Origin of the sequence: Enterococcus sp. 2201sp1_2201st1_C11_2201SCRN_220225, from assembly GCF_040925905.1 — a bacterium.
GTDB lineage: Bacteria > Bacillota > Bacilli > Lactobacillales > Enterococcaceae > Enterococcus_C > Enterococcus_C asini_A.
This window is the reverse complement of record NZ_JBCOJC010000040.1, coordinates 1-22441: the sequence shown is the minus strand read 5'-3', so window position 1 is coordinate 22441 and position 22441 is coordinate 1. Positions and strand designations below refer to the sequence as shown.

General features: G+C 37.5%; 16 protein-coding genes and 2 pseudogenes. All 18 read left to right on the top strand.

All coding sequences use genetic code 11. From position 1 onward, the window contains the following. The coding region (locus tag AB5754_RS10335; protein WP_368259579.1) for an aminotransferase class I/II-fold pyridoxal phosphate-dependent enzyme at window positions 1-383 on the top strand (383 nt) is incomplete at its 5' end. A 167-nt stretch (window positions 384-550) separates the two neighbouring features. After that, entirely contained in the window at window positions 551-1849 is a 1299-nt protein-coding gene (asnS, locus tag AB5754_RS10330) for an asparagine--tRNA ligase (RefSeq protein WP_368252085.1), read from the top strand. Window positions 1850-2033: 184 nt separating this feature from the next. Continuing rightward, window positions 2034-4424: a L,D-transpeptidase family protein gene (locus AB5754_RS10325; RefSeq protein ID WP_368259578.1), complete on the top strand. Its 2391-nt coding sequence runs from the start codon at window positions 2034-2036 to the stop codon at window positions 4422-4424. Window positions 4425-4590: 166 nt separating this feature from the next. After that, the gene (locus AB5754_RS10320) at window positions 4591-5367 is read left to right on the top strand and encodes a glycosyltransferase family 2 protein (RefSeq protein ID WP_368252083.1); all 777 of its coding nucleotides are present in this window, start codon (window positions 4591-4593) and stop codon (window positions 5365-5367) included. After that, on the top strand, window positions 5367-6191 hold the full coding sequence (locus AB5754_RS10315; protein WP_368252082.1) for a glycosyltransferase: 825 nt from the start codon (window positions 5367-5369) through the stop codon (window positions 6189-6191). The genes AB5754_RS10320 and AB5754_RS10315 overlap by 1 nt, the downstream gene beginning before the upstream one ends. After that, window positions 6188-6889 carry a glycosyltransferase family 2 protein gene (locus AB5754_RS10310; RefSeq protein WP_368252081.1) on the top strand — a complete coding sequence of 234 codons (702 nt, stop codon included), beginning with the start codon at window positions 6188-6190 and terminating at the stop codon, window positions 6887-6889. Before AB5754_RS10315 ends, AB5754_RS10310 begins: the two co-directional genes overlap by 4 nt. Before the next feature lie 123 nt (window positions 6890-7012). After that, a complete protein-coding gene (gene rfbA, locus AB5754_RS10305) occupies window positions 7013-7882 on the top strand; it encodes a glucose-1-phosphate thymidylyltransferase RfbA (RefSeq protein ID WP_368252364.1) in 870 nt (289 codons plus the stop codon). Between the two features lie 13 nt (window positions 7883-7895). Continuing rightward, window positions 7896-8468 (top strand): dTDP-4-dehydrorhamnose 3,5-epimerase, encoded by a 573-nt coding sequence (gene rfbC / locus AB5754_RS10300; RefSeq protein WP_368252366.1) that lies wholly within the window; start codon window positions 7896-7898, stop codon window positions 8466-8468. 11 nt (window positions 8469-8479) lie between these two features. Then, entirely contained in the window at window positions 8480-9508 is a 1029-nt protein-coding gene (rfbB, locus tag AB5754_RS10295) for a dTDP-glucose 4,6-dehydratase (protein WP_368252363.1), read from the top strand. 64 nt (window positions 9509-9572) lie between these two features. Beyond that, a complete protein-coding gene (rfbD, locus tag AB5754_RS10290; protein ID WP_368252362.1) occupies window positions 9573-10418 on the top strand; it encodes a dTDP-4-dehydrorhamnose reductase in 846 nt (281 codons plus the stop codon). A 24-nt stretch (window positions 10419-10442) separates the two neighbouring features. After that, a complete protein-coding gene (locus AB5754_RS10285; protein ID WP_368252361.1) occupies window positions 10443-11612 on the top strand; it encodes a nucleotide sugar dehydrogenase in 1170 nt (389 codons plus the stop codon). A 222-nt stretch (window positions 11613-11834) separates the two neighbouring features. Beyond that, window positions 11835-12653 (top strand): ABC transporter permease, encoded by an 819-nt coding sequence (locus AB5754_RS10280; RefSeq protein WP_368252360.1) that lies wholly within the window; start codon window positions 11835-11837, stop codon window positions 12651-12653. Next, window positions 12654-13922 (top strand): ABC transporter ATP-binding protein, encoded by a 1269-nt coding sequence (locus AB5754_RS10275; protein WP_368252359.1) that lies wholly within the window; start codon window positions 12654-12656, stop codon window positions 13920-13922. It begins immediately after the preceding gene. Between the two features lie 23 nt (window positions 13923-13945). Continuing rightward, window positions 13946-14341: pseudogene (locus AB5754_RS10270) on the top strand (glycosyltransferase family 2 protein); the annotation flags it as partial. Between the two features lie 717 nt (window positions 14342-15058). After that, window positions 15059-16744, top strand: a pseudogene (locus tag AB5754_RS10265) (glycosyltransferase); the annotation flags it as partial. A gap of 119 nt (window positions 16745-16863) precedes the next feature. Next, window positions 16864-19641, top strand: a complete 2778-nt coding sequence (locus AB5754_RS10260) for a YfhO family protein (RefSeq protein ID WP_368259577.1) — start codon at window positions 16864-16866, stop codon at window positions 19639-19641. Between the two features lie 33 nt (window positions 19642-19674). Beyond that, on the top strand, window positions 19675-21444 hold the full coding sequence (locus tag AB5754_RS10255) for a GH25 family lysozyme (RefSeq protein WP_368259576.1): 1770 nt from the start codon (window positions 19675-19677) through the stop codon (window positions 21442-21444). Between the two features lie 84 nt (window positions 21445-21528). Further along, window positions 21529-22441: lysylphosphatidylglycerol synthase domain-containing protein (locus tag AB5754_RS10250; protein ID WP_368259575.1), on the top strand; the 913-nt coding region annotated here is incomplete at its 3' end.

Genomic DNA, 22441 nt, shown 5'->3' with positions numbered 1-22441 from the left:
ATCCAACCGCTGCCAGTCAATATGCCGCCCTTGAAGCGTTAACTGGAGAACAGGATTCGGTGGAAATGATGCGTCAAGCCTTTGAGGAACGTTTGAACAAATTGTATCCACTGGTTGCCGCTATTCCAGGAGTGAAACTTACCAAACCTCAAGGAGCTTTTTACTTGTTTCCAAATGTTTCTGGCACCATGGAGCTATGCGGCTATGACAATGTCACTAGTTTTGTCAATGATTTACTAGAAGATGCGCTAGTCGCTACGGTGACCGGTGCGGGCTTTGGGGCACCGGAAAATTTGCGGATTAGTTATGCGGCTGATTGGGATACTTTAGAAGAAGCTGTGAAGCGAATTAGCGAGTTTGTAGAAAAGAAACGCAAAAAATAAAGGGAATAAAAATTAGCCGTCTGAAATTCAGACGGTTTTTCTATGGTATTTTGCCAAAATTAGGATTGAATCAAGGGATTCCTACTAGAAAAAAGGAATGGTTGTTGAAAAAAAGCCTCGAAACGATTACAATCGATTTTGAGAACAAAAAGACAGGAGAGACAACTGTGGAAACAATTCAAATTATTGATGCTAAAAACCACGTCGGCCAAACCGTGCAAATCGGTGCTTGGGTGGCAAATAAACGCTCTAGTGGGAAAATTGCTTTTCTTCAACTACGAGATGGCACAGCTTACTTCCAAGGAGTAGTTGTAAAAAGTGAAGTACCAGAAGATACTTTCCAACTGGCAAAAAATCTAAGCCAAGAAACAGCAGTGATGATTACCGGTGAAATTCGTGAAGACACACGCTCAAAATTCGGTTATGAAATTGGTGTGGCAGGAATCGAAGTAGTAGGGGAAAGCCATGATTATCCTATTACCCCAAAAGAACACGGTACCGACTTTTTAATGGATCACCGTCATCTATGGTTGCGTTCTTCTAAACAACATGCGATTATGCAAATCCGCAATGAATTAATTCGGGCCACTTATGAATTTTTCAATCAAAATGGCTTTGTTAAAATTGATCCACCAATTTTAACAGGTTCCGCTCCAGAAGGCACTACCGATTTATTTGAAACCAATTATTTCGATCAAAAAGCCTATTTGTCCCAGTCTGGCCAGTTGTATATGGAAGCAGCAGCTATGGCTTTTGGTAAAGTCTTTTCCTTTGGTCCAACATTCCGGGCTGAAAAATCCAAGACTCGCCGTCATTTGATTGAATTTTGGATGATTGAACCGGAAATGGCCTTTGCTCATCAAGAAGAAAGCCTGGAAGTTCAAGAACAATACGTGGCATTCTTAGTGCAAAGTGTATTAGATAACTGCGATTATGCGTTACACGTCTTAGAGCGGGATCGCACTGTGTTAGAAAAATACACCCAATTACCGTTCCCACGAATTTCTTATGATGACGCTATTGAACTATTGAAGAAAAATGGCTTTGAGGATATTGAGTGGGGCGACGACTTCGGTTCTCCTCATGAAACCTTTATTGCCAATTCCTTTGATCGTCCAGTGTTTATCTTGAACTATCCAAAAGCAATTAAACCATTTTATATGAAACCACATCCAACTCGTGAAGACGTAGTAATCTGTGCGGATATGATTGCTCCAGAAGGTTATGGGGAAATCATTGGTGGCAGTGAACGGGCAACGGATTATGAATATCTTTTGGAACAAATCAAAACACATGGCTTAGACCCAGAAGAATACGCTTGGTACTTGGACTTGCGTAAATACGGTTCTGTGCCCCATGCCGGCTTTGGTTTAGGACTAGAACGAACTGTAACTTGGCTCGCGGGTATTGAACATGTACGAGAAGCCATTCCGTTTCCACGGTTATTGAACCGAATTTATCCATAAGTAAAAATAGAGGTCAGGGCTTTTTCCTGACCTCTATTTTTGTGTTTGTTGATAAATCGTGATAATAAATACGCTGAAAAGTTTTTTTATAGCAATTCTATTTTTGAAATTGCTCGTTTTCGTTTATAATAATGTGAGGGTTACGTAATTTTTGAAAGATTGGATTTAGAGTGGAGGAGAAAAAATGAAAAAAGTAAAAAAAGGTTTTTGTTGGCTAGCATTGTTTTTTTTATTAATTCAAAGTCCGTTGACAGCCTTGGCTACAACCCAAGGAACAACTAGCAGTACCATGGACCAAACAACCAGTACTAGCTTACCAACACAAACTAGCACCTTGCCTAGTGCTGAGGAGACAGACACGGAGCAAACCAGCCAAAGTACGGAGGACAGCGCGACTACACCAACAAGCTCAGAGGAAGCTACGAGTAGCTCCGAGCAAACAGAACAGTCCGCTTCTGAAGAACCGGCTGTAGCTACAGAGCGATTCCAATTATCTTACAAAATAGGATCATCAGAATGGTTAAATGGTGAAAAAGAAGAGTTGCAGATTGAAAATAAAGACGATTTAAAAGGGTTAGATATTCGTGTGTTGGACACTTTATCTGATAGTGATACCTCTGTATTAGAATTCAGAGGTCATTATAGCAAGGTAGGTTGGAATTCTGATGAATTTGCTGGAGAGGAAGTTTTTGCAGAGCCTATCAATCAGGAGAATGCTTTAGAAGCGTTGGAATTGCGTCTGAAAGATAATTTGCAAGATGAATATACGATTTATTATCAAGTTTATACCCCTGAGCTTGGTTGGTTAGGTTGGGCTAAAAATGGTGAAACGGCTGGTTCTACCGGTTTTGGCTCTGCCATTGAAAAAATTAATATCTGCATTTTACCAGTGACGGAAACTGATTTAACCAATGAGGAAGAAGCTTTTAAAGAACAAAGTGTTAAAACCATGGCAGCACCAGAAGAAGTTACCGCTAGTGTGGAGTATCAAGCTCATGTGCAATCCATTGGCTGGCAAAATCCTAGTAAAGATGGTGTTACAGCCGGTACTACCGGAGCAGCTAAACGGATTGAAGCAATTAAAATGAAATTAGCGTTAACAGGTATTGAAGGTGGCATCGAATATCGAACCCATGTTCAAAGTTTGGGCTGGCAAGGGTATAGCAGTAATGGGGATCTTTCAGGAACTACCGGAAGATACTTACAACTAGAAGCGCTACAAGTGCGCTTAGTAGGTGCAGTGGCTCAGCAATACGATATTTATTATCGTGTTCATGTACAGAAATTCGGCTGGCTTGACTGGGCGAAAAATGATGTCGTGGCAGGAAGCACTGGGTTTAAATATCGTATTGAAGCCTACGAAGCCAAATTGGTGAAAAAAGGGGAGGCGGCCCCAGGAGCTACTAGCCGTCCTAGCGTTTCCTTTAAACAGCCTAATATTAACTATAGCACCCATGTTCAAAGCTATGGTTGGAGCTTAGGAACGAAGTCGAACGGAAGTGTCTCTGGTACTACAGGGCAAGGTAAAAGAGTCGAAGCGCTTACGGTAGCGGTTGATAATTTACCAGTTAACGGTGGAGTGGAATATCGCGTCCACGGTCAAACTTACGGTTGGCAAGGTTATCGCAGTAACGGAGCGTTAGCTGGTACTACCGGTCAAGGAAAACGAGTGGAAGCTCTGGATATTCGTTTAACTGGAGAACTCGCCCAACATTTTGATGTTTATTATCGAGTCCATTCAGAAAAACTAGGTTGGTTAGGCTGGGCGAAAAATGGGGAACATGCAGGCACATCTTCTCTAGCTTATCGAGTGGAAGCAGTTCAAATCGTGCTGTTTTTGAAAGGTAGAGCCAATGTTAGTCAAAACGGTAATAGTTATGTAACTCATAAAGTAAACAGTATTAAAAACATTAGTCGTTATGTACGAGTATTAAATAATAGTACTTCAGCTTTTTCTAGAGAGCCCGCGCCTTATGCTGCGAAAAATACCAATGTGGCTCGCTTTAAAGGTTACATGGGGCGAGCGGTAAAAGAAGCCGACACTACCAGTGGTCGCTATTATTTCTTAGTAGCACCAGGTGGGGATTTAGGTTGGGTGAAAGCAGCTGAAACGGAAAATGTCCAAAGCCAGTTTTGGATGTACAATACCGATGGACCATTTCCTTCATTGAGTGTGCCGAATTTAAATATTACGGTTTCCGTTAGTCAACAACGAGTTCGCATTCGTTCTGGCTCAAGAACCTTGTATACGATGTTATGTTCTACAGGTCTAGGCTTATGGCCGAATAACTTAAGTACACCATATGGTAATTTTAGAATTCAAGCTGAACGCGGGGATAGTTTCTGGTATGGTGGTTCTGGCGGGGCCTTTTATCGATCTTATCATGGTCATGGGGTTTACTTGTTCCACACTGTACCGATTGCCTTTCCAGGAACAACTACAGTCTTTAATCAGATTGAAGGCGCAAAACTTGGACAAAGAGCATCTCATGGTTGTATTCGCCTGTCAGTTCCAGATGCGCGATGGTTCTATTACAATATGCCTTACAATACACCGGTGCAGATTTATTATTAATTAGCGTTCATCACGGTCCTTAGACAACTGTCTAAGGGCTTTTTTCTCGGGAAATTTCTGAATATCTTAGGGTTTTATTTATGAATCAATGGCCTTGGTTTACTAGAGGAGGGAGTATGGTATAATATCCTTTGTTAAAAGACGAGATTGAGTAAGGAAGAAGTAGATGGATAAAGTAATTATTAGTATTGTAACCTATAATAGTCCGGATGCTTTTGAGACCCTGGATCAGTTTCGGAGTATTATGGAAGCATATCCTCAGTTTGAATTAATCGTTCATGACAATCATTCTGAGCCAGACTATGTACAACGACTTAAAAGTTATGAATATATCACGGTAATAGAAGGTAGTGAAAATGCTGGCTTCGGTCATGGACATAATGAAAATCTCTTGCATCGCAAAGGAGACTACGCCTTAATCTGTAATCCAGATATTGTCATAGAAAAAGCAGATTTAGACGTGATGTTGCAAAAAATTCAAGCACAGTCGAAGGTGGTAGCTGTTTTTCCCAGTGTCTACAATTCAGATGGCACCCCTCAGTATTTGATTCGTAAACAATTGGCAGTTTTTGATTATTTTTTGCGTTTTATGCCTAGTAAGAGTTTAAAACGTGCCTTTTCAAAAAGGTTGCAAGAGTTTGAATGTCGCAATCTTTCAGAAACAGAAGATAGTTTTATCAAGATGGGTTCCGGTTGCTTGATGTTAATAGATCTTGCTAAGTATCAAGCAGTTGGTGGATTTGATGAGCGCTTTTTTATGTATTTTGAAGACAATGATTTGTGTCTGCGACTGGGATCTAAGGGAGATCGACTACTTTACACCCCAGCAGCTAAAATTATTCACCATTATGGCAAGGGATCCCACCGGAGTTTTAAACTCTTTGTCATTTTTATGCAATCGATGTTCAAATTTTTTAATAAGTGGGGATGGCGTTTCTTTTAATGGATAAAACAATTTACGCGGTAATTGTATTGTATAAACAAAAATGGCAAGAAATTCCCAGTCGTAACTGTTTGGAGACAATGGTTTCTGAGCGCAATTTGACACTGATGGTTTATGACAATAGTCCTGAAGCGCAAAGAGATTCTTTCTTTTTAGATAAACATGTCACCTATGTTCACGATGCTTCAAATCCTGGCTTGGCACAGGCTTACAATAAAGCTTTGAAGGCAGCCGCAAATTTTGATTGGCTACTCCTTTTAGATCAAGATACTAAAGTGACTTTGGACTATTTTACCGAAATCAAAAAAACAGCTCCCGATAAAGACGTGGTAGCTTTAGTGCCACGGATTTTTTCTGAAAATCGGCAAATTTCTCCAGTTTATTCAGAACAATATATTAAGAAAACAACGCAACACCCTAACAGTGGCGTTCAGGAAAAAGTAATGGCCATTAATTCAGCCTCAGTGTTGCGAGTTGCTTTTTTAAAAGAAATCGGTGGGTTTAATTTAGATTTTCCTCTAGATTTTCTGGACCATTGGCTTTATTGGTGCATCGGCGAAGCAGGAAAAAAAGTGCAAATTTTAGAAACAGTGTTAAAACACGATTTATCGGTTTTAGATTATGCAACATTGCCATTTTCTCGCTATGAGTCAATTTTAAAAGCGGAAAGACGATATTACTCTATGTATGCCATAGCTTTAAAAAAGCAACATCAAAATCATTTGTTCAAACGAACCATTAAACAATTTTTAACCGTAAAAAATCGTCGCTTTTGGAAGCGAACGTTTGCTGAATGGCACCAGCTAATAGGAGGAAAGAAATGATTTCTGTCTGTTTAGCTTCCTATAATGGAGCAGCCTTTATTGCCCAACAAATTGAGAGCATTTTAATCCAATTAGACGCTACGGATGAACTGATTATTTCAGACGATGGCTCAACGGATAATACTCTGGAAATCGTAACTTCTTATCAAAAAGCTTATTCTCAAATAAGAATTTATGAAGGGCCGAGACAAGGAGTGGTGAAAAATTTTGAATTTGCCATTTCCCATAGCCGTGGAGATTTGATTTTTCTAGCCGATCAAGATGACGTTTGGCTACCTGATAAAGTGGCTAAGATGTCTAATGCTTTTGCTGAAAATCCAGAGGCGGACGTAGTAATTTCTGATTTAAAAATAGTAGATGGTCAGCTAAAGCCAGTCCATTCTTCTTATTTCGAATATCGCCAAGTAAAAGAAGGATTTTGGCATAATCTACTTCGAAGCGGATATATTGGGGCAGGAATGGCTTTTCGAAAAGAATTAAAAGAAAAAATCCTACCATTTCCTAAAAAAATACCCATGCATGATATGTGGATTGGCTTAGTGGCCGGAAAAGGGGTTTTCTTGTTACAGGAGCCCTTAACCTTGTATCGGCGTCACGAAAAAAATGCCAGTGAAATTCAGTCCACTACTAGTTTTTATCAAAAATTCATTTGGCGTTTTGAAATAATCATCCCGCTGATTCAAAATGCTTTCAAATAAGCCCTTTGAAAGCCGTTTGTTCATTACATTTATATTTCAAAATGCATTAAGTTGTGACAAAATAATAGCTTCATGAGATAATACCAAAGTGTGTTTAAAATACCTTTTTAAAGGAGCGATTCGATGAAAGGAATCATCTTAGCCGGGGGCAGTGGCACCCGTCTGTATCCATTAACCAAAGCGACATCTAAACAATTGATGCCCATTTATGACAAACCAATGATCTATTACCCAATGTCCACCTTAATGTTGGCGGGAATCAAGGAAATCTTAATTATTTCCACGCCTCAAGATACTCCTCGTTTTGAAGAATTATTTGGGGATGGCTCAGATTTGGGCTTGTCCATTGAATATGCAGTCCAAGAAAGTCCTGATGGCTTGGCGCAAGCCTTTATTATTGGAGAAGACTTTATCGGCTCAGACAGCGTGTGCCTAATTTTAGGAGACAATATTTACTATGGTGGGGGCTTGTCCAAAATGTTACAGCGGGCTGCTGCTAAAGAAAGTGGCGCCACAGTCTTTGGGTACCATGTCAATGACCCAGAACGTTTTGGGGTAGTGGAATTCGATGAAAGCATGAATGCAGTCTCCATTGAAGAAAAACCAGCAGAACCAAAATCCAATTATGCAGTAACTGGTTTGTATTTCTATGACAATGATGTGGTGGAAATTGCCAAAAATATCAAACCTTCTCCACGAGGTGAATTGGAAATCACCGATGTGAACCAAGCTTATTTAGAGCGAGGAAAATTAGCAGTGGAAGTGATGGGCCGAGGCTTTGCTTGGTTGGATACGGGCACCCACGAATCACTACTGGAAGCTTCAACTTTTATTGAAACCATTGAAAAACGGCAAAATCTAAAAGTAGCTTGTTTAGAAGAAATTTCCTATCGTATGGGCTATATTGACCAAGGAAAATTATTAGAATTAGCCCAACCATTAAAGAAAAATCAATACGGACAATACTTACTCCGTTTAGCAGAAGAGGCGTAATAAAATGGGACAAATCAAAGTAACCAAAACCAATTTAACCGATGTACTTATCGTAGAACCCGCAGTCTTTGGGGATCATCGGGGCTTCTTTACAGAAAGCTATTCTGAAGAAGACTTTAAAGCTGCGGGCATTACCGCAAATTTTGTGCAAGACAATCATTCCTTGTCTAGTCAAGCCGGCGTTTTACGGGGACTGCACTTCCAAAAAGGGCAAGCTGCTCAAACCAAGTTAATTCGCGTGGTCACTGGTGCGGTTTTAGATGTGATTGTAGATATTCGAAAAGGAAGCCCTACTTATGGCAAATGGGAAGGTTATATCTTGTCTGAAGCCAATCATCGTCAACTTTTAGTACCAAAGGGATTTGCCCATGGCTTTGTGACTTTGACAGACAATGTGAACTTCTTGTACAAATGTGACAATTACTACAATGCGGTCGCAGATGGTGGCATTGCCTTTGATGATCCTGATTTGGCCATTGACTGGCCGATTGATATTGCCAAAGCGATTCTTTCTGAAAAAGACCAACACCATCCAACTTTGAAAGAATTTTCTGCTGAAAATCCTTTCGTATACGGTGAAATTTAAGGAGCGAACTCATGAAAAAGATTATTGTAACGGGTGGAGCTGGTTTTATCGGCTCAAATTTTGTGCACTATGTGGCCGAACATCATCCAGAAGTTGAAATTACCGTTTTAGACAAATTAACTTATGCCGGCAACCGGGCTAATTTAGATGGTCTACCAACTGACCGGGTAAAATTAGTCGTAGGAGACATTGCAGATGCTGAATTAGTTGACAGTTTAGTCAAAGATACTGATGCAGTGGTTCATTATGCGGCAGAATCTCATAATGACAACTCATTAAAAGATCCTTCTCCTTTCATCCAAACTAATATTGTGGGTACTTTTACTCTGTTAGAAGCTTGCCGCAAATACAATGTGCGTTATCATCACGTATCCACTGACGAAGTCTATGGGGACTTGCCATTACGAGAAGACTTGCCAGGGCACGGGGAAGGACCGGGCGAGAAATTCACGGACAAAACGCCTTACAATCCATCTAGTCCTTATTCCGCTTCAAAGGCAAGTTCTGACTTGTTAGTGAGAGCTTGGGTGCGTTCCTTTGGCTTGCAAGCAACAATTTCCAATTGTTCCAATAACTATGGACCTTACCAACACATTGAAAAATTCATTCCTCGCCAAGTGACCAATATTTTAAGTGGGATTCGGCCAAAATTATATGGTGACGGGAAAAATGTTCGGGACTGGATTCATACGAACGATCATTCTTCTGCCGTGTGGTTGATTTTGACAAAAGGTCAAATCGGTGAAACGTACTTAATCGGTGCCGATGGAGAAGAAGACAACAAGACTGTTTTGGAATTAATCTTAGAAATGATGGGCAAAGACAAAAACGATTATGACCATGTCAATGATCGTCCTGGACACGATTTGCGTTATGCCATTGATTCCACTCGTCTAAGAGAAGAATTAGGTTGGCAACCAGAATTCACCAACTTTAAAGACGGTTTGGCTCATACCATTGAATGGTATACCCAACATGAAGACTGGTGGAAAGACGAAAAAGCGGCGGTAGAAGCCAAATACGCAGAAAACGGACAATAGACTTTGAAAAGGCAGGTTTCCTGCCTTTTTCAAAGAAGTCAGTTCTAAAAATGGGAGGCACAAGATGATTTTATTAACTGGAGGCAATGGCCAACTAGGCACAGAGCTTCGTCATTTATTAGATGAACAAGGACAAGAGTACGTCGCAACAGATGTAAAAGAATTGGATATCACGAATGCTGAGGCGACAATGGCATACATTGAAAAAATGCGCCCAACAGTGATTTATCATTGTGCAGCCTACACCGCTGTGGACAAAGCCGAAGACGAAGGCAAAGAATTAGATGAAAAAATCAATGTGGATGGTACTCGCAATGTAGCCTTGGCTGCTAAAGCAGTCGATGCGCTATTGGTTTATGTCAGCACCGACTATGTCTTTGATGGCAAACTAAAAGACGGACATTATGCCGTCGATGCTAAAACTAATCCTTTGAATGAATATGGCCGCACCAAATTATTAGGCGAACAAGCTGTAGAAGAAATCTTGGATCACTACTATATCATCCGTACTTCTTGGGTCTTTGGCCAATATGGACATAATTTTGTCTTCACCATGCAACGTTTAGCAGAAACTCATCCTAAATTAACCGTGGTCAATGATCAATTTGGTCGCCCAACGTGGACCCGCACTTTGGCAGAATTCATGACCTTTGCCGTAGAAAAGAAAGCTCCTTATGGCGTATACCACTTATCCAATGACAATAGCTGTTCTTGGTATGAATTTGCCAAAGAAATTCTAAAAGATACAGACGTGGACGTGCAACCAGTCACTTCTGAAGAGTATCCTCAAAAAGCGACTCGGCCTCAATATGCAGTAATGGACTTGAGCAAGACAAAAGCGCTGGGCTTTAACATTCCGACTTGGGAAGAAGCGTTGGCACAGATGTTAGCTAATATCAAAAATAAATAGCAATTGCTAGAAAGAAGAATTCAAATGACAAAAATTTCTGTTTTTGGATTAGGTTATGTTGGACTTGCAAATGCGTTGTTGCTTTCACAAAAAGAGGATGTCATGGCTTATGATATCGTTGAAGAGAAAATCGACATGCTAAATAATCAACAGTCACCCATTGAAGATTCGGAAATTCATGAGTTTTTATTAAGGGATGATTTAAATGTACAGTTTACGAAGAATTTTTCTGATGCTGTGATGTTTGCGGACTATCTGATTATTGCTACTCCAACTGACTACGATGAAAAGAAAAATTATTTTGACACTTCCACTGTTGAAGATGTAATTTCAAAAGCTTTGGCAATTCGGCCAGATGCTACATTTATTATTAAATCAACTGTGCCTGTTGGCTATACAAATCAAACAAAAGAAAAGTTTGCGACTGATAATATTATCTTTTCACCAGAATTCTTGCGTGAAGGGAAAGCATTATATGATAATTTGCACCCTACTAGAATTGTAATTGGAGAGTGCTCAGATAGAGGACAACACATTGCTGATTTGTTCAAAGAAAATTCTTTGGATACGGATGTTCCTGTTTTATTAACACATCCTACTGAAGCGGAAGCAATTAAGTTATTTTCCAATACTTATTTAGCTTTACGGGTATCTTTCTTTAATGAATTGGATACTTATGCAGCGGTTCGAAATTTGAACTCTGGTCAAATAATCGAAGGTGTGGGCTTAGATCCTCGGATTGGTTCTCATTATAACAACCCTTCCTTTGGTTATGGTGGTTACTGCTTACCAAAAGATACTAAACAATTACGAGCTAATTTCGAAGATGTGCCAAACAATATCATTGGTGCCATTGTGGATGCCAATGTTACTAGAAAAGACTTTATTGCTGAACAAATTCTGGAAAAAAATCCAAAAGTCGTTGGTATTTATCGATTGACGATGAAATCTAATTCCGATAATTTCAGATATTCTTCAATTCAAGGTGTTATGAAACGAATTAAGGCAAAAGGAATTGAAGTCGTGGTTTATGAACCAACCTTAGCTGAAGATAGCTTCTTTAATTCTAAAGTTGTAAAAGACTTAGATGAATTTAAAGCTGTCTCAGATGTAATTGTTTCCAATCGGTACGAAGATTCGTTATCTGATGTGATGGATAAAGTTTATACCCGTGATATTTTCCGCCGAGATTAATATTTGAATAACTATATTGAATGCAGTTTTCTCAGCATGAAAAACTTGGCTTTTTTATAATTGCTGGAGCTTTGGTTATTGCTCCAGCAATTATCCTTTTGGAAAATATTAATACATAGCTGTAAAATAAATTGCTTGATAGCTGATGTACCAATTTGATTTTAAGAGTTAGTCATTTTGGGGAATAAATGCTGGAATTCTACAAAGTAAAATTTCAGGTTAATGAATAGGAGTGTCAATTCTGTGTTTGAGAAAAAAAATCGTATTTTGCTGCGGGAACTCGTAAGAACGGACTTTAAATTGCGTTATCAAGGTAGTGTGATCGGGTATCTATGGTCTGTTTTGAAACCACTGATGCTTTTTGCGGTTATGTATGTGGTGTTTATCTACTTCCTGCGTTTTGGTGACGATGTTCCTCATTTTGCTGTGGCTTTACTTTTAGGAATGGTCTTATGGCAATTTTTTACGGAAACTACAAGTCAAGGAATGCAATCGATTGTGATTCGGGGAGACTTACTTAGAAAATTGAGTTTTCCGTCTCATATAGTGGTGGTTTCTGTTTCAATCAATGCTCTGATAAATCTGGTAATTAACTTGATTATTGTTTTTATTTTCGGATTGATAAATGGGGTTGAAATAACGAAGTTTGCGATGATTCTCCCATTTTTACTTGTAGAGCTGTACGCATTTTCTTTGGGAGTAGCGTTTATATTAGCCACAGTTTACGTCAGATTTCGCGATATTGGTCCAATTTGGGAAGTATTATTGCAAGCCGGGATGTACTTGACACCAATTATTTATCCTATAACGCTTGTAATCAATATGAGCCCTAAGATAGCAAAAATATTGATGATGAATCCCTTGGCTCAAATTATTCAAGATGCTCGTCATGGCCTTACCAGTACGGTAAACCTTACTGTATGGCAGCTTGTGGGAAATAAAGCATTAGTTGCGTTTCCTTATATTTTACCTTTTGTATTATTGATTGTTGGATTTTTAGTATTCAATAAAAATTCTAAGAAATTTGCGGAGATTATTTAAATGAAGAATAATGTAGCAGTAAAAGTAAGTAATGTGAGCAAAACTTTTCATTTGCCGACTGATAATAGTACTAGTTTAAAAAGAACAATTGTTAACTATTTTAAGGGAATAAAAGGTTACCGAGATCAAAAAGTTTTGAGAGATATTTCTTTTGAAGTAAATCAAGGAGATTTCTTTGGAATTGTAGGACGGAATGGTAGTGGTAAGTCCACTTTGTTAAAAATCATTTCACAAATCTACTTTCCAGAGCACGGTACTGTAGAAGTTAATGGAAAATTAGTATCTTTTATTGAATTGGGAGTAGGGTTTAATCCTGAGCTGACTGGAAAAGAAAATGTTTACTTAAATGGTGCAATGTTGGGATTTCCTGAAAAAGAAATTGATGAAATGTATGGAGACATTGTTGCGTTTGCTGAATTAGAAGATTTTATGCATCAAAAATTGAAAAATTACTCTAGTGGTATGCAAGTCCGACTAGCTTTTGCAGTGGCTATCCAAGCAAAGAGTGATATTTTGGTTTTGGATGAAGTCTTGGCTGTAGGGGATGAGGCTTTTCAACGGAAATGTAACGATTATTTTTTAAATGCAAAACGGGACAAAAAAACAATCATTTTGGTTACTCATGATATGGATTCTGTCCGTAAATATTGCAACCGAGCAATATTAATCGATAAAGGAGAAATAAAAGTTATTGGTTCTCCGGATGAAGTAGCCAATCAATATTCTTTAGACAACGTTACACAAAAAGGTTCTGCCACTGTTATTGAAGAGGTTGTTACCCAAGACACTCCGGAGCCTATGGTGGAAGTTGAAGAAAAAGTAGATGACGTCCAAAACAAAGAGGAAAATCTTTCTCCTGTCCGCGATTTAAAAGTTAGATTGCTTTCCGAAAAGTTGTTGGAGGATTCAGATAGAGTGGTAGAATTTGAGATTTCCTATAACGTTTTAGAAGATATTCCTACTTATATTGCGTTTTCCATGGTAGATATTGACCGTAACGTATGGATTTACAATGACAATTCTTATGATTTCAAAACTTCTAAGGTTGGACAAAAAATTTTCCACTATACTTGTCATTTGTCTGAACTTAACAAATGCAAACTAAAACTAAATGTGGCCGTCCGAAATAATGAAGACGAACCCATGATTTTTTCTGATACAGAAAATTCACCAGTACTTATTATTTCACCAAAAGCAAATATGACTAAAAGTGAAAGAATCGCAAGTAGTGGCGTTATCAAAAGAAATGGGCAATGGACAGCCAAATAACCTTTCACAGAAGTTAGGAGAGAATGATGAATACAGTTTCAGTTATTGTGACATGCTTTAATAAAGCACCATTTATAAAGCAATGTATTGAGAGTATCTTTAACCAGTCAATACAAACTATTGAATTATTGGTGATCAATGACGGTTCTACAGATGAATCGGATGAAATTATCCGTAAAACCTTGGAAAATTCCCCTTTCAAAAAAACGGACTATATTGACCAGGAGAATTTGGGAGCTTGTTTGTCGAGAAATATTGGCTTAGATTGGGCAAACGGGGAATATATTTTAATTGTTGATGGAGACAACTATTTAGAATCAAATCATATCGAAAAATCTTTAAACTTCTTACTTGAATCCGATTCTGATATTGCATACTGTTCCTTAAAAAATTCTGACACAGGAGAAGTTTTAATCGAAGCACCAGAGTTTTCATTGGGCCGATTAATAACAGTAAATTTTATTGATACTTGTTCTCTTTTTAAGAAGAGCATCCTTGGAAGTCACCGCTTTGATCCAGAATTAAATCGACTGTTTATGCAAGACTATGATTTCTTTTTAAGCTTAATCCATGCTGGAGCTAAGGCTACGAAAGTACCAGATCTTTACCTAAACTATCGAGTGTTGGATAACTCTCAAGGAAATCGTGGTGATGATCGTTTAAAAAGAGTGAAGTGGATTGAAGTATATAACTATATCATCCGAAAATACCCAGAGTATTTAAATAATCAAACTACACATTTAGGTGCTTGGTATAGTGAATTGAATAGCCAATATGAAGAATCTGCCGAGAAATCAGATAATCTTGCTCAATTACTTAATGCACGAAAAGACGAGCTTAATCAGTTGAAAGCAGTACAAAATTCATTGATAGAAGAACTTGAATTAAAAGAGAAAACAGTTCGTGTCAAAGAAATGATGATTGAGGATAAAGATACGCACATCTACAATCTTGAAAACCAATTTGCCGATATTATGCGTTCCAAAACGTGGAAGATTGGTAGAACGCTGACAGCACCTGTTCGAGCTTTAAAAATTTCAAAACAATATCTTAACAAAGTTGTTCGGGTATATCGCATTTCAGGAGCAAAAGGCGTAATGAATAAACTGCGTAATAAGCAGATTGAACGGGATAGTAATTATAAAGATTGGATTACTAATCGCGAGTCTAAAGCTTTAGTGAAAGAACGAAATAATTTAGCTGAATTCTCATATGAACCTTTAATTTCTATATTGATACCTGTTTACAATGTAGAAAGAGAATGGCTTACTAAATGTGTTGAGTCGATAAAAAATCAATGGTATAAAAATTGGGAAATTTGTCTTGCTGATGATTTTTCAACAAAGAAAGAGACCAAAGAAACGCTAAAACAGCTTCAAGAATCTGATGAAAGAATCAATGTTGTTTTCAGGAAAGAAAATGGTCATATTTCTGAAGCTACTAATTCTGCACTGGCTATGGCAAAGGGCGAATTTATTGTTTTAGTAGATAATGATGATGAACTTCCTGCTAATGCTTTGTATGAAGTTGTGAAATTATTAAATGAAAATCAAGACCTATCTTTAATTTATTCTGATGAAGATAAAATAGATGAGTATGGCGAACGCTTTGATCCTCATTTTAAACCGGATTGGTCTCCTGATTTGATTTTAAATCAAAATTATGTTTCTCATATTGGGGTTTACCGGACCTCAATTGCAAAAGAAATTCATGGGTTTAGAAAAGGATTTGAAGGAGCTCAAGACCACGATTTTCTTTTACGCTTTGTAGAAAAAATTAATCGAAATGAAATTGCCCATATACCTAAGATTTTATATCATTGGCGCGCAATTACCGGATCTACAGCTCTAGCTTCTGGCGAAAAAAATTATGCCTACAATGTTGGTGTGAAGGCAGTTCAAGAAGCGCTAGATAGAAGAAAAATCAAAGCTTTTGTAAAAAAAGGAAAATATCCAGGTGTTTATGATGTGCAATACGAATTGATTGAAGAAGCTAGAGTTTCAATTGTTATTCCTACTCGCAATGGCTATGAGGATCTAAAAACCTGTGTGGATTCAATCATCGATAAATCATCTTACTCAAATTATGAAATCGTAATTGCAGATAACGGTAGCGATGATCCAAAAATGCAAGAATTATTTAGTTACTATCGAGAATTGTTAGGAGATCGTTTTAAAAATGTTCTTTTAGACATGCCATTTAATTACTCTCGTATAAATAATCTCGCTGTAGAGGCATCGACGGGCAAGTACTTGCTCTTTCTTAACAATGACACTTCGATTATCAGTCCAAATTGGATTGAAACAATGTTAGGTTTTTGCCAATTTGATCGTGTAGGCTGTGTCGGAGCTAAACTATGGTACATGGATGATACGATTCAACATGGCGGTGTAATTGTTGGTTTAGGAGGAGTTGCAGGACATACATTTTTAAATGCAGGGAAAGATGATCCTGGGTACTTTAGCAGACTCTATACAGATTACAACTATTCAGCTGTGACAGCAGCTTGTTTAATGATTAGCCGTGATGACTTTAGACTTGTAGATGGCTTTGATGAAACATTAGAAGTTGCCTTTAATGATATTGATTTATGTTTGAGAGTGAAAGCTTTAGGTCGTGATAATGTTTGGGCTCATGATGCTCAGTTGTATCATTACGAATCTAAGTCTCGAGGATATGAAGACACACCTGAAAAAGTTAAGAGATTTAACCGAGAAATTGAGAAAATGCAAGTTCGTTATGGTAAAAGCTTGTTACAAGACCCTGCTTATAATGAGAACTTTTCATTAAATGCTGCGCCTTTTACTGTGATTGGTCGTTAGTATTTTAATAGGAAAAGTACTTGAGATAGTAAATAGTAATTATAGATTTGAGCGGGTATCGATGCTTGATATCCGCTCAAATCTTAATGATAAGAATCAAGTGTGAAAAGGAAAAAATTATGAAGAATAAACCAGCTAACATGATTAAATTTTTTAAATTGAAAAAAAATTACATATATGTATTTATAGGATTAGTATTTTTGTTGATGATGCTATATTCAGCTGTTTTTTTTGGCGATTGGAAACTTTCATTTACCAATGTTACATATAACTTCGCACCTTTTGACAGCCTTGGGGTGAAAATAAAGGGTCCTTGGCTATCAGATCCAGCAGATAATGTTTATCCCATAGCTTATCAGTCGATTCATAATTTAAGTTTTTCTTCTTGGATTACTACTTTAGGAATTGGTGCCCCCCAGAGCATGATGCTCTATATGTTTTTTATGAATTATCTCTTCCTATTACCTTTTGATATCGCGCCACTCATTATTTCTATTGTAAAAATACTGATTGCTTTTGGTTCAATGTACGCCTTTATACGGAGAATTTATCCATCGCGTTTGGGTGCATTTATTTCAGGCGTATCATATGCACTATGTTCGACTATGATTGTTTGGCACGGTTGGCCTCACTCTGAAGTAACCATGTTTGCACCATTGTTGTTTCTAATAATGGATTTATTGACAGAGAAATTTAAAGTGAGTTATCTCATTATAGGAAGTCTAGTTGTCTTTAATATGTTGGTTGCTGGAATGCCAACCTATGTGGCTTACTTTATGTATTTGTTAGGATGTTACGTTTTATTTTATGGAATAAAAAAATTTTGGAGAGACAAAAAAAAGTTAGCGTTATACTTTTTTATTTTTTTCCTTTGCGTTCTTTTTGGTACGTTACTTTCATTACCTTATACGGCAGAGTTACTGCAAACTGTAGGAGGCAATGGGTATAATGAGTCAAGAAAAGGTCTGGCAACGGCTAAGTTGGATTGGGATTACCTTCGCTCGTTATTCTTTCCTTATGTTCGAAATGGTCTTGACATCCATGTAAACGAGGCAACGCTATACACTGGATTGTTGGCAATTGCCAGCCTGCCACTAACGTTATTAAACGTAAAGAGCAAACCTAAAAGTATCTTTTTTTTCACTTCGCTAATTTTATTAGTAATTATCGTTTTTACAAATGTTCTTTCACCTGCGTATCAATTATTGCCCTTAGTTAATACTTCTATTCGTTATCGTTTGATAGTTTTAATTAATTTCTGTCTTTGTGTTTTAATCGGATTAAATGTAGGGGATTTTTTCTTAAAAATTGATTCATACCGAAATAAAAAGATACGTACGTCGGCTCTGCTTTTAAGTGGTGGTTTGCTGTATTATATAGCATTTACGACAATTTCCTCATACAAATTAAGTGCTGCATTGACTGAGCAAGTTGAAAATTCAAAAATAATTGTGCTGGCCTTTGTATCCATCTGTTTCATCGTATTATTTATTCGTAGCAAGCACTTGACTAGTTTAGGAAGTTTACTAGTTGTAATTTTGGTTGTTTTTGATATGACAAGTTTTGGTAGTTACTATCTTCCGTTAATTGAGGAGGAAGCAAGTGTAGTTCCACCGATGACAGATTCAATCTCTTATATTCAAGAGAATACCAAGGAACAAGAAAAAATTGTTGGAGTTGGTCAGTGGACATTCTTCGCTTCTAACAATATGTATTATGATATACGAGATATTCGGGGACACAATTTTGTTTATACAAATGCCGATATGCAAAAATATTATAAGGCTATTGATGAAGATGCCTATTCAACTCCTACTCGAATTGGATTTCAAAAAATTGGGAATGAGAATTTATTAAAGTATATGGGAGTCAAATATATTGTTAAAGAATCTGAAGGAAGCTCTGATCGGGAACCATTTATTTCTGGGGTTGTCCCTGTTGGCTTGATGCATAATGGAATTAGGTTAACTCAGTCATTTAAAGCGACTAAGGATAATCTTTCGACACTTAAACTGATGGTGGGAACCTATAAAGGCGAGTTTACAAAAGAACAAGGGATAACCGTTCAGGTAGTTGATTCAGATTCTGGCAAAACCATTCGGGAAACAACTACCAGTTTACTACGTCAAAAGGATAATGATTATATCACTTTTTCTTTCGATCCCATTTCCCTATCCCACGATAAAGAATATGATTTGATTGTTAGTACGAATGTTCCTGCAAGTAACCCAATCACTTTATATGTTAGCAATGAGAAAACTTATGAGGGTGACTTTTCAGAAGATGGATTTACGGGTAACCTCGTCTTGCAACCATATTATAATGGGGATGGTCAACGAGTAGGCAATGATGGATTGACTGTAGAAGAACTTCCGGCTTATTCTGACCAAATTCAATTGACGGATAAGGTTATAATTGAGGATTCTTCTAAAGCAGTATTAAATTCGATGGAGAAGTCTTTTAATCCGGATACTGCATATTTTGATGGAAGTACAGAGCATCCAGAAATAAAAAATATTAATACATTATCATCAGAGGAAAAAGTAACCAATATTTCAAATCGAGAAAATGGAACAATTACTTTTGATGCTAGTGTTTCCGAAGAACGTGTAATCCTTATTAATGAGTACAACGATGGAAATTGGCATGCTTATATTGATGGAGAAGAAGTTCCACTTTATAAAGGTAACTATCTTTTTAGAGCCATTGTAGTGCCTAAGGGAACACATAACGTTGAACTGAAATACGAAAATGCTAAGCTTAATATTTTTTGGATAATCTCCATTGTTACTGGTGTGGGATTACTACTAATAATCCTCTTTCGTAAGAGGGTTAATCATTTTTTACAAAAAGTAGGAAAATCTAGTAATTCAATGAATTTTCATGAAGAGGCTTAAAATAAGACATACAAAAGGTTTAGGAGGAATTCGATGAAAAAAAAATATGTAATGAGTACAATGGCGCTTGTTTGTATTGGCGGGGGATTGTTTTCTGGGGTTGTTAGCTCAGCTGAGACGATCGCACCATCAGTCACCACGGCTACTTCGTCTGCACTAACAAGTACGATGCAATCAGAAGAGGTATCTACAAGTACTAGTACTGAAAATGATACTGAAATGTCCACTGACGAGACTTCACAAACCCAAGAAACGAATGCTGACAGCAGGGAAGAAATAAGTGAAGGAACAGTGGAGTCCACAACAACTTCGACAACAGAGTCAGAATCGACAATAGAATCCTCATCAACTGATGAGAATACTGCAAATGAAATTATTGATGAAACAACTAATAAAGCAATGGGATCAAGTTTTGCATCTCAAAGAAATTCATTAGCAAGAGGAACATTTTCTAAAGTTATCGCCGGAGATGTCAATACACCTAGCGCCAATTTTATTGATGTTTCAAGCCATAATGGTACGATTTCCGTAGCAACATATAAAGAAATGATGAAATTTGGAATAACTGGAGTCGTGGTTAAAGCAACTGAAGGAACGTCATATAAAAACGACTATTATTTTCCAAGCCAAGTGAGAAATGCACTTGCAGCAGGGTTAAAAGTTTCAGTTTATCACTATGCTCATTATACAAGTGCAAGTCAAGCAGTGGCTGAGGCTAATTATTTTGTTAATTATGTTTCAAGTATGAACTTGGGGAAATCCATTAATATGGTAATCGATATTGAGGAAAGTAAGATGGCTAATGGAAGCTTGAGCGCAAATACGGTGGCTTTTAAAAACAGATTGAATGCATTAGGTTATTCAAATGTTTTGTACTATTGTTCGGGATCTTGGCTGACTGAATATGGTGTCGGTGGTGAACTGAGCGCTGAAAAATTGGGATATGATAATTTTTGGGTTGCCCATTATCCGACGTCTTTATCAGCAAATATGAATTGGTATAGTGATTATTCATCGTGGCAGTGGTCATCTCAGTATGTATTTTCGGCTAATTCCAATGCATTTTTTGATATCAATCAAGATTATAATGGCAGATTTACAAATCCTAAACCGATTGATAGTGGAAATTCCTATTACTTTAAAAATACTTTTTCAGCTGGAGAAGCAGATATGAAAATTATTTATGGGCGTGCTGATGACGTAACGTATTTTGGTGATTGGGATGGAAATGGTTCGGACACTTTTGTAGTTCGACGAGGAAATATGTATTATTTCAAAAATTCGCTTTCCGGTGGAGAAGCAGATATAGCAATTGCCTTTGGTCGAGCAAATGATGAGGTTTATTTTGGAGACTGGGACGGCGATGGCAAGGACGGTATCGCCGTCAAGCGAGGAAATATGTACTATTTCCAGAATTCTTTAAATGGTGGAGAGGCAGAATTTTCTGTTGCCTATGGACGTGAAGGGGATGACTCTTTCTTTGGAGATTGGAATGGTGATGGTAAGGACACGCTTACTGTACGACGGTTGAATACTTTTCACATTAAAAATACAATCTCTTATGGAGAGGCAGATATCAAGGTTACTTATGGAAAACCAGGAGAGGATACAAGTATCGGTGATTGGAATGGTGATGGAATTGACGGTCTTGTGATACGTAGGAGCAACATTTATCATTTAAAAAATAATCTTACTGCTTCTGGTGTTGCCGAAAATGTTATTGCGTACGGTAAAAGTTCAGATCAAGTTTATTTCGGAGATTGGAATGGCTGTGGAACGGATTCTGTTGTTGTGAGACGGTAAGTGCTAATTTGGGATAAGACGGACTACAACTAGAGTAAATGAAAATTGAAAAACAAGCGTGATTCAAGTAGTGGAGGTAACCCATTGAAAGGCAAAGCAAATAAATATATAAAAATACTTGGAAACATCATTACAGTGATTGCAATAGTATTTGTAATTAAAAGACTAATGAGTAGCGGTTACGATTACAGCCAGCTATTTGTTGCGAAAAATATCATTCCGATTTTAACGATTGTTATCGTTCAATCAGTAATGGTGATTACAAATGCATTTCCTTGGAAATTATTAATTGAAATGTTGACTGATAGGAAAGTTCCCTTTGGAGAAACAATTCCTGTATACGTTATGGCCAACTTAATGAAATATGTTCCAGGCAATGTTTTTCAATATGTCGGTCGAAACCAGATTGCAGTGAAAAATAAATTACCTCATTTACAGGTAGCAACAGCGACTGTTTTAGATGTAGGCATGACTGTTCTAGCTGCAGCTTTGATCTCTATCTTTTTCTTATTCGATTACATTATGAAATTTATTCAAAATAGTGATTGGATGCGCGTGGTAGCCTTTGCTTTTTTAGTAGTTGGAATTGTCGTGGTTTTGTTCCTTATTATTTTTAGAAAAAAAATAGCAACGAAGTTTAAGAAATATCATTACTTAATGTCAGCCAAAAGTTTGAAGACCATTTTTGTAGCATTAGTTTACTATATTATAGTGTTAATGATTTCTAGTTTGATGTATCTCATAGTTGTTGTTTTTATTCTAGATACACCGTTGACTGCTAGGGTGTTTTTACAACTTTTTTCTGCTTATACCTTAGCCTGGCTGGTGGGATTCATTACACCGGGAGCCCCTGGTGGGATAGGCGTAAAGGAAGCTGTAATGTTGGGAGTTACGGGAGGCTATCTTGGAGTGGATGTTATCACTCTTTCAATGGTTATAATTCGAATTTTATTGATTATTGCAGACTGTGTGGCGTTTGCAATGGGCAAGACATATG

Coding starts and splice junctions, on each gene's coding strand:
- AB5754_RS10325 (WP_368259578.1), top strand. CDS start 2,034: ATGAAAAAAGTAAAAAAAGGTTTTTGTTGGCTAGCATTGTTTTTTTTA.
- AB5754_RS10320 (WP_368252083.1), top strand. CDS start 4,591: ATGGATAAAGTAATTATTAGTATTGTAACCTATAATAGTCCGGATGCT.
- AB5754_RS10315 (WP_368252082.1), top strand. CDS start 5,367: ATGGATAAAACAATTTACGCGGTAATTGTATTGTATAAACAAAAATGG.
- AB5754_RS10310 (WP_368252081.1), top strand. CDS start 6,188: ATGATTTCTGTCTGTTTAGCTTCCTATAATGGAGCAGCCTTTATTGCC.
- rfbA (WP_368252364.1), top strand. CDS start 7,013: ATGAAAGGAATCATCTTAGCCGGGGGCAGTGGCACCCGTCTGTATCCA.
- rfbB (WP_368252363.1), top strand. CDS start 8,480: ATGAAAAAGATTATTGTAACGGGTGGAGCTGGTTTTATCGGCTCAAAT.
- rfbD (WP_368252362.1), top strand. CDS start 9,573: ATGATTTTATTAACTGGAGGCAATGGCCAACTAGGCACAGAGCTTCGT.
- AB5754_RS10285 (WP_368252361.1), top strand. CDS start 10,443: ATGACAAAAATTTCTGTTTTTGGATTAGGTTATGTTGGACTTGCAAAT.
- AB5754_RS10280 (WP_368252360.1), top strand. CDS start 11,835: ATGAATAGGAGTGTCAATTCTGTGTTTGAGAAAAAAAATCGTATTTTG.
- AB5754_RS10275 (WP_368252359.1), top strand. CDS start 12,654: ATGAAGAATAATGTAGCAGTAAAAGTAAGTAATGTGAGCAAAACTTTT.
- AB5754_RS10260 (WP_368259577.1), top strand. CDS start 16,864: ATGAAGAATAAACCAGCTAACATGATTAAATTTTTTAAATTGAAAAAA.
- AB5754_RS10255 (WP_368259576.1), top strand. CDS start 19,675: ATGAAAAAAAAATATGTAATGAGTACAATGGCGCTTGTTTGTATTGGC.